The organism is Bacillus australimaris, assembly GCF_001307105.1.
Lineage (GTDB): Bacteria > Bacillota > Bacilli > Bacillales > Bacillaceae > Bacillus > Bacillus australimaris.
In genome coordinates, this window is record NZ_LGYN01000003.1 from 46,759 (window position 1) to 60,702 (window position 13,944).

Annotated in this window: 19 protein-coding genes and 1 pseudogene; 15 read left to right on the top strand and 5 right to left on the bottom strand. The window is 40.8% G+C overall.

Annotated features, from left to right (window positions below):
* Nucleotides 1-15 precede the first annotated feature (15 nt).
* From rpsM to AKG37_RS05195, 11 genes are all read left to right on the top strand, one after another.
* Nucleotides 16-381, top strand: coding sequence for a 30S ribosomal protein S13 (rpsM, locus tag AKG37_RS05145; protein ID WP_003217023.1), 366 nt, complete (start codon nt 16-18; stop codon nt 379-381).
* 20 nt (nt 382-401) lie between these two features.
* Nucleotides 402-797, top strand: a complete 396-nt coding sequence (gene rpsK / locus AKG37_RS05150) for a 30S ribosomal protein S11 (RefSeq protein ID WP_008356548.1) — start codon at nt 402-404, stop codon at nt 795-797.
* A 175-nt stretch (nt 798-972) separates the two neighbouring features.
* On the top strand, nt 973-1,917 hold the full coding sequence (locus AKG37_RS05155) for a DNA-directed RNA polymerase subunit alpha (RefSeq protein ID WP_003217009.1): 945 nt from the start codon (nt 973-975) through the stop codon (nt 1,915-1,917).
* Nucleotides 1,918-1,992: 75 nt separating this feature from the next.
* Nucleotides 1,993-2,355, top strand: a complete 363-nt coding sequence (gene rplQ / locus AKG37_RS05160) for a 50S ribosomal protein L17 (protein WP_003216944.1) — start codon at nt 1,993-1,995, stop codon at nt 2,353-2,355.
* Nucleotides 2,356-2,479: 124 nt separating this feature from the next.
* Entirely contained in the window at nt 2,480-3,322 is an 843-nt protein-coding gene (locus tag AKG37_RS05165; protein WP_060697849.1) for an energy-coupling factor ABC transporter ATP-binding protein, read from the top strand.
* Entirely contained in the window at nt 3,298-4,167 is an 870-nt protein-coding gene (locus AKG37_RS05170) for an energy-coupling factor ABC transporter ATP-binding protein (protein ID WP_060697850.1), read from the top strand. The genes AKG37_RS05165 and AKG37_RS05170 overlap by 25 nt, the downstream gene beginning before the upstream one ends.
* Nucleotides 4,164-4,961, top strand: a complete 798-nt coding sequence (locus AKG37_RS05175) for an energy-coupling factor transporter transmembrane component T family protein (RefSeq protein ID WP_060697851.1) — start codon at nt 4,164-4,166, stop codon at nt 4,959-4,961. The genes AKG37_RS05170 and AKG37_RS05175 overlap by 4 nt, the downstream gene beginning before the upstream one ends.
* Nucleotides 4,962-4,972: 11 nt before the next feature.
* The gene (gene truA, locus AKG37_RS05180; RefSeq protein ID WP_060697852.1) at nt 4,973-5,716 is read left to right on the top strand and encodes a tRNA pseudouridine(38-40) synthase TruA; all 744 of its coding nucleotides are present in this window, start codon (nt 4,973-4,975) and stop codon (nt 5,714-5,716) included.
* A 165-nt stretch (nt 5,717-5,881) separates the two neighbouring features.
* On the top strand, nt 5,882-6,319 hold the full coding sequence (gene rplM, locus AKG37_RS05185; RefSeq protein WP_003217042.1) for a 50S ribosomal protein L13: 438 nt from the start codon (nt 5,882-5,884) through the stop codon (nt 6,317-6,319).
* Nucleotides 6,320-6,339: 20 nt separating this feature from the next.
* Nucleotides 6,340-6,732, top strand: a complete 393-nt coding sequence (gene rpsI, locus AKG37_RS05190) for a 30S ribosomal protein S9 (RefSeq protein WP_007496354.1) — start codon at nt 6,340-6,342, stop codon at nt 6,730-6,732.
* A 222-nt stretch (nt 6,733-6,954) separates the two neighbouring features.
* On the top strand, nt 6,955-8,328 hold the full coding sequence (locus tag AKG37_RS05195; RefSeq protein WP_060697853.1) for a hypothetical protein: 1,374 nt from the start codon (nt 6,955-6,957) through the stop codon (nt 8,326-8,328).
* Nucleotides 8,329-8,500: 172 nt separating this feature from the next.
* Here AKG37_RS05195 and AKG37_RS19145 read toward each other — a convergent pair whose 3' ends face one another.
* The 3 genes and pseudogenes from AKG37_RS19145 to AKG37_RS19155 form a co-directional block, all read right to left on the bottom strand.
* A complete protein-coding gene (locus tag AKG37_RS19145) occupies nt 8,501-8,683 on the bottom strand; it encodes a hypothetical protein (RefSeq protein WP_237697636.1) in 183 nt (60 codons plus the stop codon).
* 33 nt (nt 8,684-8,716) lie between these two features.
* Nucleotides 8,717-8,896: pseudogene (locus AKG37_RS19345) on the bottom strand (DUF4825 domain-containing protein); the annotation flags it as partial.
* Nucleotides 8,875-9,069: a hypothetical protein gene (locus AKG37_RS19155; protein ID WP_237697637.1), complete on the bottom strand. Its 195-nt coding sequence runs from the start codon at nt 9,067-9,069 to the stop codon at nt 8,875-8,877. The gene AKG37_RS19155 and the pseudogene AKG37_RS19345, both read right to left, overlap by 22 nt.
* Nucleotides 9,070-9,220: 151 nt before the next feature.
* Here AKG37_RS19155 and AKG37_RS05205 point away from each other — a divergent pair, with 151 nt between their 5' ends.
* The 3 genes from AKG37_RS05205 to AKG37_RS05215 all read left to right on the top strand — a co-directional run bounded on the left by AKG37_RS05205 (nt 9,221) and on the right by AKG37_RS05215 (nt 11,598).
* Entirely contained in the window at nt 9,221-9,664 is a 444-nt protein-coding gene (locus tag AKG37_RS05205) for a DUF2521 family protein (protein WP_008345204.1), read from the top strand.
* A gap of 58 nt (nt 9,665-9,722) precedes the next feature.
* Nucleotides 9,723-10,436, top strand: coding sequence for an N-acetylmuramoyl-L-alanine amidase CwlD (gene cwlD / locus AKG37_RS05210; protein ID WP_060697854.1), 714 nt, complete (start codon nt 9,723-9,725; stop codon nt 10,434-10,436).
* A 103-nt stretch (nt 10,437-10,539) separates the two neighbouring features.
* On the top strand, nt 10,540-11,598 hold the full coding sequence (locus AKG37_RS05215; protein ID WP_060697855.1) for an Mrp/NBP35 family ATP-binding protein: 1,059 nt from the start codon (nt 10,540-10,542) through the stop codon (nt 11,596-11,598).
* Between the two features lie 37 nt (nt 11,599-11,635).
* Here the strand turns inward: AKG37_RS05215 and gerD are convergent, their stop codons facing one another.
* On the bottom strand, nt 11,636-12,223 hold the full coding sequence (gerD, locus tag AKG37_RS05220; protein ID WP_025092243.1) for a spore germination lipoprotein GerD: 588 nt from the start codon (nt 12,221-12,223) through the stop codon (nt 11,636-11,638).
* A 90-nt stretch (nt 12,224-12,313) separates the two neighbouring features.
* On the opposite strand from gerD, the gene kbaA reads away from it, so the two are divergent.
* Nucleotides 12,314-12,916, top strand: a complete 603-nt coding sequence (gene kbaA, locus AKG37_RS05225; protein ID WP_060697856.1) for a KinB-signaling pathway activation protein — start codon at nt 12,314-12,316, stop codon at nt 12,914-12,916.
* Here the strand turns inward: kbaA and pdaB are convergent.
* The gene (gene pdaB, locus AKG37_RS05230; RefSeq protein WP_060697857.1) at nt 12,909-13,673 is read right to left on the bottom strand and encodes a polysaccharide deacetylase family sporulation protein PdaB; all 765 of its coding nucleotides are present in this window, start codon (nt 13,671-13,673) and stop codon (nt 12,909-12,911) included. The genes kbaA and pdaB overlap by 8 nt on opposite strands.
* Nucleotides 13,674-13,944 lie beyond the last annotated feature (271 nt).

A 13,944-nucleotide genomic window follows, 5' to 3' on the forward strand; every position in this document is an offset into this window, starting at 1 on the left:
GGAGGTGCCCAAATCATGGCTCGTATTGCTGGTGTAGATATTCCACGTGATAAGCGTGTTGTCATTTCTTTAACATATGTTTTTGGAATTGGTCGTACGACTGCGCAACAAGTCCTTAAAGAAGCAGGTGTTTCTGAAGACACTCGCGTTCGCGATCTAACTGAAGACGAACTTGGTAAAATCCGTGATATCATTGACAAACTTAAAGTAGAAGGTGACCTTCGTCGTGAAGTTTCACTTAACATTAAGCGTCTAATTGAAATCGGAAGCTACCGCGGAATCCGTCATCGTAGAGGACTTCCTGTTCGTGGACAAAACACAAAAAACAACGCGCGTACTCGTAAAGGTCCGCGTCGTACTGTAGCTAACAAGAAAAAATAAGTAAAGGAGGTAGTTAAAGAATGGCTGCTGCTCGTAAATCAAATACGCGTAAACGTCGCGTGAAAAAGAATATTGAAGCTGGAATCGCTCATATCCGTTCCACTTTCAACAACACGATTGTAACGATTACTGATGTTCATGGAAACGCAATTTCTTGGTCAAGTGCTGGTGCATTAGGATTCAGAGGTTCTCGTAAATCTACTCCTTTCGCTGCACAAATGGCTGCTGAAACTGCTGCTAAAGGTTCTATCGAACATGGTCTTAAAACACTTGAAGTAACTGTTAAAGGTCCTGGTTCTGGTCGTGAAGCTGCAATTCGTGCGCTTCAAGCTGCAGGTCTTGAAGTTACTGCAATCAGAGACGTAACTCCAGTTCCTCATAACGGATGCCGTCCACCAAAACGTCGCCGCGTGTAATTTGTTTGTATAGATTTTGTGTCCCTGTCAATAATGGGTTATGATACAGTTATTTATGAGACGAATACACGACTCGTTGCCTGAGCACATACGGGACTAAACAATGAGGAATTTCGGATGGAATCTCATATGATTCTATTCGAGGTTTCGACGTTTTGAAGGAGGGTTTTATTAGATGATCGAAATTGAAAAACCAAAAATCGAAACGGTTGAAATCAGCGACGATGCCAAGTATGGCAAGTTTGTCGTAGAGCCACTTGAGCGTGGATATGGTACCACTTTAGGGAACTCCCTTCGTCGTATCCTTTTATCCTCACTTCCTGGTGCAGCTGTAACATCGATCCAGATAGATGGTGTCTTACACGAATTCTCAACGATCGAAGGCGTGGTTGAAGATGTTACAACGATTATCTTAAACATTAAAAAGCTTGCACTCAAAATCTACTCTGAAGAAGAGAAGACGCTTGAAATTGATGTACAAGATGAAGGTACTGTAACAGCTGCTGATATTACACACGACAGCGATATTGAAATCTTAAATCCAGATCTTCACATCGCAACTCTTGGCAAGAATGCGAGCTTCCGTGTTCGCTTAACTGCACAAAGAGGTCGCGGGTATAATCCTGCTGATGCAAACAAAAGAGACGATCAGCCAATCGGTGTGATTCCGATCGACTCAATCTATACACCTGTATCTCGTGTGACTTATCAAGTGGAGAACACCCGTGTTGGGCAAATCACAAACTATGATAAACTAACACTAGATGTATGGACTGATGGAAGCACAGGACCGAAAGAAGCGATCGCTCTAGGTTCTAAGATTTTAACTGAACACCTAAATATTTTCGTTGGGTTAACTGACGAAGCTCAGCATGCTGAAATCATGGTTGAGAAAGAAGAAGACCAAAAAGAAAAAGTGCTTGAAATGACAATTGAAGAGCTTGATCTTTCTGTTCGTTCTTACAACTGTTTGAAGCGTGCGGGTATTAACACTGTTCAAGAGCTTGCTAACAAGACAGAAGAGGATATGATGAAAGTTCGTAACCTTGGACGTAAATCTCTTGAAGAAGTGAAAGCGAAACTAGAAGAACTTGGACTGGGTCTTCGTAAAGACGATTGACTAGTTTCATTGTGAACTAGGATTTTCGTGTGTTTTTTATTCATACAGCATCTCTAATTAAGGAGGGGACATCACATGGCATACAGAAAGCTAGGACGCACTAGTGCACAACGTAAAGCAATGCTTCGTGACCTAACGACTGATTTGATCATCAACGAACGCATCGAAACAACTGAAACACGTGCGAAAGAACTTCGCTCTGTAGTTGAAAAAATGATCACTCTTGGCAAACGCGGAGATCTTCATGCTCGCCGTCAAGCTGCAGCTTACATTCGTAATGAAGTAGCTAACGCTGAAACAAACCAAGATGCACTTCAAAAATTATTCGCTGACGTTGCAACTCGCTACGAAGATCGCCAAGGTGGATACACTCGTATCATGAAGCTTGGACCTCGTCGCGGCGATGGCGCACCAATGGCTGTCATTGAATTAGTTTAATCACATAGCGTGTATCTAAGAAAGGGCGGGACAGTTCATAACTGGATCTATGCCCTTTTTTAGATACTACGGCTTTTTAGTAATAAGCAAAGAAGAGGTTGAGCTGAGAGGAGGTCCGGTAGAGATGGGGAAGACTTTAATTGACGTAAAAGACATTGTATTTCGTTATCACAAGGATGCGGACAAGCCCGCTTTAGATCAAGTGTCATTGCATGTGAATCAAAATGAATGGCTCGCCATTGTTGGTCATAACGGTTCAGGTAAATCCACACTTGCCCGTGTGCTGAATGGGCTCATTTTACCGGATGCTGGAACGGTCAAGGTTGGAGAGATTGAGCTTAAAGAAGAGACTGTTTGGGATATTCGCAAAAAGGTTGGAATGGTCTTTCAAAACCCAGATAACCAATTTGTTGGCTCAACGGTTCGTGATGATGTGGCTTTTGGTTTAGAAAATAACGGGGTTGAGCGGGAATTGATGATAGAACGTGTAGATTGGGCTGTCAAACAGGTCAATATGCAGGAATTTCTTGATCAAGAGCCGCACCATCTATCAGGCGGGCAGAAGCAGAGAGTCGCCATTGCAGGTGTGCTTGCCGCAAGCCCTGACATCATGATCTTGGATGAAGCAACATCGATGCTTGATCCGATTGGCCGAGAAGAAGTGTTAGAGACTGTTAGACTACTGAAGGAACAAGGAACGGTCACAGTCATTTCCATCACACATGATTTAGACGAGGCGGCCAAGGCAGACCGCGTCATTGTGATGAATGGCGGGAAGAAATTTGCTGAGGGAACGCCAGAGGAAGTATTTGAACTAGATGAACAGCTGGTTCAGATTGGACTTGATCTGCCATTCTCCTATCGGTTGAGCAAGCAATTGAAGCAGCAAGGTGTGCCGCTTGCAAATGCCCATTTGACACAAGAAGGATTGGTGAAAGAGCTATGGACATTACGATCAAAGAATTAGAGCATCGTTATCAAATGAAAACGCCGTTTGAACGTCTTGCTTTGTATGATGTCAATGCTTCCATCAAAGAGGGCAGCTATGTCGCTGTCATTGGTCATACGGGCTCTGGCAAGTCTACATTGCTGCAGCATTTAAATGGATTGCTCAAACCAACGAAGGGGAGCATTGCGCTTGGAGAGACAGTATTACAAGCCAATAAAAAGCAGAAGGATTTGAAATCCCTCCGGAAAAAGGTAGGCATCGTGTTTCAGTTTCCTGAGCATCAGCTCTTTGAGGAAACGATCCTCAAGGATATCTGTTTTGGTCCGATGAATTTCGGCGTTCCTCAAGAGAAGGCAGAAGCGAAGGCGAAGGAGATGCTGAAGCTGGTTGGTCTTCCTGAATCCCTATTATCTCGATCTCCCTTTGAACTAAGCGGCGGTCAAATGAGACGTGTGGCGATTGCAGGTGTTCTAGCGATGGAGCCAGAAGTGCTTGTGCTGGATGAGCCGACTGCTGGGCTGGATCCACGCGGGCGGAAGGAAATCATGGACATGTTCTATGAGCTTCACGAAAAGGCAAACCTCACCACGATCCTTGTCACTCACAGTATGGAGGATGCCGCTCATTATGCGGATCAAATGATTGTGATGCATAAAGGAACAGTGAAGGCGACAGGTACGCCGAGAGAATTGTTTGCCAATCGTACAGACATGTCTTCATTTGGTCTCGACCTCCCAGAAACGATTAAATTCCAGCAGACTGTAGAAGAAAAACTGGGTATTACGTTTCCAAGGCCGCTTCTGACCATGGATGAAATGGCAGAAGCCTTAACAGCTCTTTATCAGGAGGACACGACATCATGATGGATAGTATGATTATCGGCAAGTATGTGCCAGGTTCATCCTTTGTCCATCGTCTTGATCCAAGGACAAAGCTGTTATCAATTTTCTTTTTTGTCTTTATTGTCTTTTTTGCTAATAATTACATCACTTACGGGCTTTTGGGTGTCTTTACCATCCTTGTGTTAATGGTTTCTCAGGTGCCTCTATACTTTATTCTCAAAGGAATGAAGCCGATCCTATGGATTGTCCTGTTTACCTTTATTCTTCATATTTTCATGACAAAGGAAGGCGCCTTGCTACTCCACTTTGGTTTTCTGAATATTTATGAAGAAGGTTTAAAGCAGGGGATATTCATATCACTCCGTTTTGTCTATCTCATTATGATGACGACACTTCTTACGTTAACTACAACGCCTATAGAAGTGACAGACGGGATGGAGAAACTGCTGCACCCATTCCGTAAAATCAAACTGCCTGTTCATGAGCTTGCTCTCATGATGTCTATCTCTCTTCGGTTTATTCCGACTTTATTAGAAGAGACGGACAAAATCATGAAGGCTCAAATGGCACGAGGCGTTGATTTTACAAGCGGACCTCTAAAGGATCGCATGAAAGCCATCGTTCCTTTGCTTGTTCCGCTTTTCGTCAGTGCGTTTAAGCGTGCAGAGGAACTGGCGACCGCGATGGAAGCGAGAGGCTACCGCGGGGGAGAAGGGCGGACGAAATACCGTCAGCTTGTCTGGGGCATGAAGGACACGTTCACGCTGCTTCTATTCATCCTGTTAACAGCACTCCTTGTGCTTTTTAGAAATTAGGTGATTTCTAGATGAAGGTCAAATGTACCGTATCCTATGATGGAACACATTTTAAAGGCTATCAGGTGCAGCCAGGGCAGCGAACCGTTCAGACGGAGATTGAGTCTGCCCTTGCAAGAATGCACAAACAGGATGAACTGATTCCGATTGTGGCTTCCGGCCGGACAGACAGCGGTGTTCATGCAAAGGGACAGGTCATCCATTTTGACACTCCGCTCTCGATTCCGATGGAGAGATGGCCTTTTGCCCTCAACAGCCTGCTGCCGGATGATATCCGTGTTCTAAAGGCCGAGGAAGTTGATGATTCGTTTCATGCCAGATTTGGTGTTGTTTCGAAGGAGTACCGTTACAAGGTCTCAACGGAAACACACCAAAATGTGTTCACGAGACAGTATGCCTGCCACTATCCTTACCGGCTGAATATCGAAAAAATGAGAGAAGCCGCTGAGCACCTGATTGGGACACATGACTTTACAAGCTTTTGTGCGGCCAATACAGAGGTTCAGGACAAGGTGAGGGTTATTTACGCCCTCGAGTGGAAAAACGTCTCAGACGGGCTTGAAATGCGCGTGAGAGGGAATGGCTTTTTATACAACATGGTGCGGATTATCGCTGGAACGTTACTTGAAATCGGTTCTGGTAAATTTCACCCTGAGGAGATAAAAGCCATGCTTGCCGCCCGAAATCGCGAAGCGGCAGGCAAGACTGCGCCTAGTCACGGACTGTATTTATGGGAAGTTTTCTATGACAACTAAACCAGGTGTAACATGTTCTTGACACAGGAAGCAGAAAGTTATAAGATATCATATGGTATGTATTTCAACCCCACAAATAAGCCCCGGAAGACTTATCTGTGTTTTGAAATAGAACGTAGCATTTGATTCAAGGAAAATTCATTGATTTATTTAGGAGGGAAACTCATGCGTACAACACCAATGGCGAACGCAAGCACAATTGAGCGCAAATGGCTAGTTGTTGATGCGGCAGGCAAGACTCTAGGTCGTCTTTCTACTGAAGTAGCATCACTTTTGCGCGGTAAGCACAAACCAACTTATACACCACACGTTGATACAGGTGATCACGTCATCATCATCAATGCTGAGAAAATCGAATTAACTGGTAAGAAATTGACGGACAAAATTTACTACCGTCACACTATGCACCCAGGTGGTTTGAAACAAAGAACTGCTCTTGAGATGCGTACAAACTACCCTGAAAAAATGTTGGAGCTTGCTATCAAAGGTATGCTTCCAAAGGGTCCACTAGGTCGTCAAATGTTCAAAAAATTAAATGTGTACCGTGGTTCTGAGCATCCACATCAAGCACAACAACCTGAAGTTTACGAACTTCGCGGTTAATTATAAGGGAGGTTAACAATTTGGCACAGGTTCAATATTACGGTACAGGTCGTCGTAAAAGTTCTGTAGCGCGCGTTCGCTTAGTTCCAGGTGAAGGCCGTATCGTCGTTAATAATCGTGAAATTACTGAATACATTCCATTCGCTGCTTTAATCGAAGACGTGAAACAGCCTTTGAACATCACAGAAACAGCTAACAGCTACGATGTTCTTGTAAATGTTCACGGTGGTGGATTCTCTGGTCAAGCTGGAGCAATTCGTCACGGTATCTCTCGTGCTCTTCTAGAAGTAGATCCTGAGTACCGTACACCACTTAAACGTGCTGGACTTCTTACTCGTGACTCTCGTATGAAAGAGCGTAAGAAATACGGTCTTAAAGGCGCACGTCGCGCACCTCAGTTCTCAAAACGTTAATTTTGTTCAAAATTCAACCCCCACAATCCTGTTGATTGTGGGGGTTGTTTATTACTAAGAATTTTTGAAAACACTTTTTAACTGCAGAAGATTTAAATCGCAGTATAACTAGGAGTAAAAGATGAATGAAAGAGTTCTTAAAGAAGGTGAAAAGTTATTTTTAATAAAATCCGTTTAGGTATTGATTTCTATAGTGAAGGTAAAAATAAAAATAAAGACTTAATGGCTGTGATATTTTTACTCTATGCTTCAATAGTTATAGCTGGATTGTTATCAATAATTAAAAATAGCGATATTTTCAATTATTTATTCAAAATAATTTCTATACTATTAGAAAGTATATTTAGTATTAGTGAGTATTTGCAGGGTAACAGTAGTGATGTAATAATTATTACAAGTTTACCGTATTTGAACTTTGATTTGTTTACGGAATTCAAAATTCTCATTTATGCAATTTTTACTGTTTCTTTAATCTTTTTTTTAAAATTTATTAGTGATTTATTTTCTCTAAAAAGAATGACTCACCTTATTCTTTCTATGCTATTTCAGGTAACTTTAAGTTTTATATTTTTCAGTGAAACCATCCCAGTTATTTTACTTGTAGCTGTAATCATGACTATCTTATTCTATTTCATACCTTTGGGGAGTGGTAGATATTTTAGTTTAATTGAATATGGAAGTTTTTTAGAAAGTGCATATAAACCAGTATCTTTAAATTTTAACATCTATAAGTTTATATTAAGAGCTATTTTGCCCATGGCTCCATTCGCTCTATTCTTTAAGATATTAATTCCTCAAGTGACAGTTTATTTGGTCATATTAATTTATATAGCAATATTGCTCTTTATTTTTATGAATACGTATAAAGATAAATTTGAGGGGAATTTAAGAAAAATAGTTGTGTTCTCTTTAATAATAATTATTACCATTAGCCAACAAAAGTTCGAAGGTAATGTTATAGGGTTTATTCTGTCAATTTTAGCTATCTTTTTTTCTTTTGAACGACTCTTATCTTCTTTCAAAGATTTAAAAAAAGAGATACAAGATAACAGCTTACTCTACATAATTGAGAAGAAAAAAGATGATTTAGATTGGTTAGTGGAAAATAAACTTAACTTTAGTATTCAAAGAAACGGAGATTTTTCAGAGTCTTTATTATTAAAGCAAATAATTATTCATTTTTATTTAGATGAAAAAGACGACTTGTTAATATTAACAAAGAAATATAGCGAAAGTTATGGGAGTAACATTCGTTTTGTAGAGCAAATTAAGTATTTTGCTTTATACTCAACGAAAAATATCAAGGAAAAATACAAATATTTGAGTCGGATTTTTGAGATGGAAAAAAGTGAAGTTGAACTACAACAAATTTATATCGAATATAGTTGGGTTATTTTTTATGAGACAGAAGAATACGATAAAATAATCCAACTGTTAAATGAAATTTCGTATATATTAAGCGATGAAGACAAATTCATTTTGTATTATTCACTTATGAGAACTGGAAAGGAAAAGTATGCGCAAAATTTGAAAAATGAAATAAATAACTTTGAGCAAATAGAACATGAGATAAATATGAAGAAACAGTTTTTTTAGAAAAGAGTAGTGATCTAATTTGAAATGACTATTAGTCATTTTTTATAATCCATCTGTAGTATTCAACGAATTTATGCTTACTGCAGCAGTGGATCAAAACTTTCGACAACGTTTGATTCAGGCTTTCACTACATAATTATAAACAAACAGAGGGATATCGCCCTCTGTTTGTTTATTTCTGCATTGGAAACGCTTTGTATACATCTTGGCGTTTCTCTTTTGACTTCACAACTCCATCAACCAGTTCCTTTTGCCAAACCGCTGTATCATCTTTGTACTTTTTAAAAGGGTGAGGGAGCTCTTTTTCTAGCTGTTTTCTTTTAAACGTGACGGACGGTTCGTCGTTAGAGTTCATCTTGAGTGTCACTTGCTCTACATTATCGACAAGAATAAAAAGTGCAATTGCGTTGTATAAATACGTTTTTTCGATCGTGTCCTTTTGATCAAACCAGAAGGTGTCAAACTGTTCTTCTGTATAGCCGCCATTTTCTTTTACCCCATACGTGACGTCTAAAGCTTTTCCGTCGATGATTTCAAATTCACGAATTACGCCTCCAGGAAGATTGATAAGATTTCATGAATGGCTGAATTGTCACCGAGATACGTGTTTTTGTGTTTTGAAAGTTGTTTTAAGGAAATGTCTTCTATTCCTTTTATATCGCTCTTTTTCTCTGTAGCTTGACTGCTGCATGCAGATAGAACGACTGTTAATAGCAACAGGATATACATCCATTTCTTCATTGATTTTGCCCCTTTACCATTCTTTTTATATTCAAATGCCTATTTTATCACAATTTTCCATTCCGAATGTTCACTGACCGTCATTTCCATTTACTGAACTGCATGTTTTGTTCAAACGAACGAACAATACAAGAAAAAAGGAGTTCAGTCTATGGCAGAAGTGCTTTCATTTTATCAATTGAAAACAAAACGAGATGTCACGCTTGAAAAGAAGCTGCTGCGTACATTGTCTCTTCAACAAGTGACGGTCGCTTCAGAGAAATTCACGAAAAAGCTGTTCCCATTTGCAGATGATCCTGCCGGTATTATGAGTGATGGCTGCATCGACTTCGCCATTGAAGCTTTTTTAGCTGGAGGAAGATACGGTGAGTCAAGTAAATACGGTGAATCATTCGACGATATCAGGAAGCGGTCCTCCCAGGAGGAAGCGGAGCTGGTTGAAGAGCTCGCAGGGTGCTTGCAATCGTGGGGGAATATGTTTCAAATGGAGTGGAAGATGTCGTGTTTGTATCCATTTGCGAAAGAATTTTTAAGCATGTGGTGGCAGGAAGGCTTTCGTGAATCAGAAAAAAGACACAAGCTTCGGCTGCACTAAGCATATTTCCAGCCCTTGTCCCATATCTATAAAATAATGGTGTATGGGAGGGACAGGGATGAAAAGAAAGCTGAAGTGGACAGGGTTTTTAATTGGGTTTATTGTCCTCTTATTCTTATTCAGGTTTCAATTTCTAAATGATGATTCGTGGAAATCGTGGAATTTGCCTCTGAGCGGGAAGATCATCTATTTAGATCCGGGTCATGGCGGTCCAGATGGTGGGGCCGTTGGGGGAGAGCTGCTTGAGAAAGAGATTGCACTGGATGTATCCATGAAGATACGTGACTATTTGCAGGAGCAGGGAGCGCTTGTTCTTATGACCCGAGAGGATGATTCTGATTTATCTTCAAAGAATACAAGGGGATATGCCCGGAAAAAAGCAGAGGATTTAAGGAACCGCGTAAAGGTCATCAATGAATCTGAAGCGGATCTCTATTTAAGCATTCATTTAAATGCTATACCATCTAACAAATGGAGCGGGGCGCAGACGTTTTTTTATGGAAAGTATGAAGAAAATGAAAAGGCAGCGAAATTTATTCAAGATGAACTACGCAGAAACCTTGAAAATACAGATCGAAAGGCGAAGCGAATCAACGGCATTTATTTAATGCAAAATGTCACAAAGCCAGGTGCCCTTGTGGAAATTGGATTTCTCTCCAACCCAAAAGAGGCAAGTCAGCTGGCAACACCTAAATATCAGGATCAAATTGCTGCCTCCATTTATAAAGGCATTTTAAGATATTTAACAGAGCAGAAAGAGCCGCCTGAATAAGGGGCTTTTTCCTTTTGGTCGCAGGCAAACAGGACAGACATTGTAAGGATATGTATGATATACTTGGATTGTAAACGAATTCAATAAAGGGTGAGGTTCTGCTATGATCGGACAAGATGATGTGAGAAAACTAGTTGGGAAGATGGACGAACCCTTCCTTCATATACCGCTTGGTGAGCTGGATGCCATCAAGGAAATCAGCCTAAAGCCTGAAAAAGAGCATGTGAGCCTAAAGGTGGCCATTGCCAAAACAGGCACTGCTGAGCAGATGAAGCTGCAGCAAGACATCGTACAAGCCTTGAAATCAGCAGGCGCTAACACAGTAGGACTTCGTTTTGAAGAACTGCCTCAGGAAACACTTGAAAAGTTTATGCCATCACAGGATGAGGAAGAAACCCTGCTTAACTCTAAAAATCCGCCTGAGTTCTTAGCAATTGCAAGTGGAAAGGGCGGAGTTGGGAAATCGACTGTTTCTGTTAACCTTGCTGTAGCGCTGGCTCGCCTAGGGAAAAAAGTCGGGCTGATTGATGCCGATATTTATGGCTTTAGTGTACCGGATATGATGGGAATCACCGTCAGACCAACAGTAAAAGGGGAAAAAATTATACCTGTGGAACGCTTTGGCGTCAAAGTGATTTCAATGGGCTTTTTTGTTGAAGAAAATGCACCGGTCATCTGGAGAGGACCGATGCTTGGTAAAATGTTAAATAACTTCTTCCACGAAGTCGAGTGGGGAGAATTAGATTACTTACTATTAGACCTTCCCCCTGGGACGGGGGATGTGGCGCTTGATATTCATACAATGCTGCCTAGCTGTAAAGAAATCATTGTCACAACACCGCATCCAACGGCTGCCTTTGTTGCAGCTAGAGCAGGCGCAATGGCACTGCAAACAGATCATGAGGTGCTCGGGGTCGTTGAGAATATGAGTTATTATGAAAGCAAAAAGACAGGTGAAAAGGAATACGTCTTTGGAAAAGGCGGCGGGGACAAACTGGCAGAAGAGCTGCGTGTATCGGTTCTTGGCCAAATTCCTTTAAGACAGCCTGATTGGAATGAGGATGATTTCGCGCCTTCTGTCTATGATGAGAGTCATCCGACAGGAGAAGTGTATCAGCACATTGCGAATAAAGTGATTGAACAATTAGCCGTTAAAGCATAATGAAAGCCCGAGTGGATGAATGCCACTCGGGTGATGTTTAACTGTCGCTTCCTTCGCTTCCTTGCGAACCGGAATCACTGCTGCTTTCGGATGCTGCCTTTTTGAGCTCATCTTCGAATTTTTTCTTATAAAGAGGGCTGCTTAATGTTTCCGTAATGACTTTTTCTAAGTGCTTTCTAAACTCTTTGCTTTTTACCAGTTCACCGTATTTCTTTTCCATCTCAGGATCCTTGAGAATATCCATCATCAGCTGTTGATAGTCAGGATCCTTCATTAACTGTTTTAACATCCTTTCATGCTGTTGCTGCATGGATTTTGCGAAAGTCTCGGCAAATTTAGAATCCTCAAAGACCTTCTTCCAGAACTCTTTGCCTTTATCAGAAGTCAGTGTTTTCTCTATCGTTTTTTTCACAGTTTGTTCATCCATTACCAAAGCTTCATTCATTGCCTCGTCATTTAATAACTGTTGAATGGCCTTTTTACCGTCATCTGTCTTCAATATATCGACGACCATTTTTTTTGTTTCGTCATAGTCCATATTAGATGAGGATTGGGTTTTGGGAGCACAAGCTGTTAGAGATAAAAGAAGAAAACAGCTCATTATACGCAAGATGCCTTTTGACATACTGTGGCTCCTTTCGTTACATGTCTTACTTTTAATATGAATGTTTCACGTGAATTTATACATAACAAAAATAGGGGTTGGATCAATTCAATGAAAAGTCGGGATTTAGTTCGTTTTTTCTTCTCTGTGCTAGCTGTTGGAGCGGTCATTACCAGCGTGGTAGGCTTTGCGCTGGAGTGGGGGAAATATCAGAAGCTTTTTATATCGTTTGAAATTCTAGAGATCGCATCTGTGTTGTTTTGGTTCATTGGTGTTGGGATGATCTTTAGTGTGATTAGCCAGATGGGGTTTGTTGTCTTTTTGACGGTGCACCGGTTTGCATTAGAGATTTTCCGGTCACATTCTTTATGGAATACCATTCAGCTGTTTCTTGTGATTTTTGTGCTGTTTGATTTAGCTTACTTGCGGTTTTTGTTTTTCGGGGAGAATGAATCATTTTTTCCATACTTGTGGCTGCCTGTCTTTATCGTCGTGTTTGCATTAATTGTCGCTTATTTTAAACAGCGGCAGTCCTCTAAGAAAACATTTGTTTCCGCAATGTTTCTCATGGTCGTCATCACGTCGTTAGAATGGTTCCCGGCGCTTAGAGTCAATGAAGAGGACTGGCTGTATTTAATGCTATTCCCGCTATTGGGCTGTAATGCGTTTCAGCTGTTAGCTATGCCGAGGTTTTCAAAAGCGAAAGCTACTTAACTTCCGATGACTTTGTTTTCGTATTGGAGATCAGTTCGCCCACCGTCACATTTCTTAAATTCTTTTCTTTTATTTGTTTCAAAATAGCTGGTAAGGCTTGAGCGGTTTGTGTGGCTGAATCCGAGGCGTGAAGGAGAACGATATCTCCGCTTTTCAATCGATCATTTACATTCTGAACAATCTGATTGACCCCCGGATTTAGCCAATCCTGTGAATTGATGCTGTAATGAACAACAGTATAACCGTACTGTGTGGCAATTTTCAGTGCTGTTTCGTTAAATTGTCCAGTTGGCGGTCTTAATAATTGAATGTCATCTAGTCCAAGCTTTTGAAAAGCATTTTGCGCCAGGACAAGATCTCGCTTGATTTCACTATCTTCGAGCTGGCTATAATTTTTATAAGCATAGCCAAGGCTTCCGATCTGATGGCCGTCCTCTCTAATTTGTTTTACGATATCAGGATGACGCTCAGCCCAAGAAGCAGACAGAAAGAAAGTGGCGTTCTTTATATCGTACTCTCGAAGGACATTTAAAATAGGAACAGCCTTCTCATCTCCCCAGCCAATATTAAAGGTGAGGGAGACATGTTTTGATGAAGTCTCACCTTTATAAATGGCTCGGGGGCCATTTTCTGTTTTAAATACTGACAGCGGTGGTGCTTTTTGTACATAAAAAAAGGTTGCAGCTGCAAGGGCGGCTATAAAAATAATGACAACTTGCTTCAGCCGTTTAATAGGCAACACATATAATCGACTCAATTCAAACACTCCTGCCTTGTCCAAGATTGTTACTTGATTGTATGCAGGACAAGGATTTCAGATGCATAATAAAACTATTTCAAAAAAAGTTTTGAAAAGGCATTGACCGATAGAATGTTTTCGTGATATATTATTAATCGTCGCTGACACACAGTGACAAACACAAAACGCTTCGGGAAATAAACTTGAAAAAAGTTGTTGACATAAGATGAAGCGAGATGTTATATTATTAAAGCCGCTAAGAACGGCGAAGATGATCTTTGAAAACTAA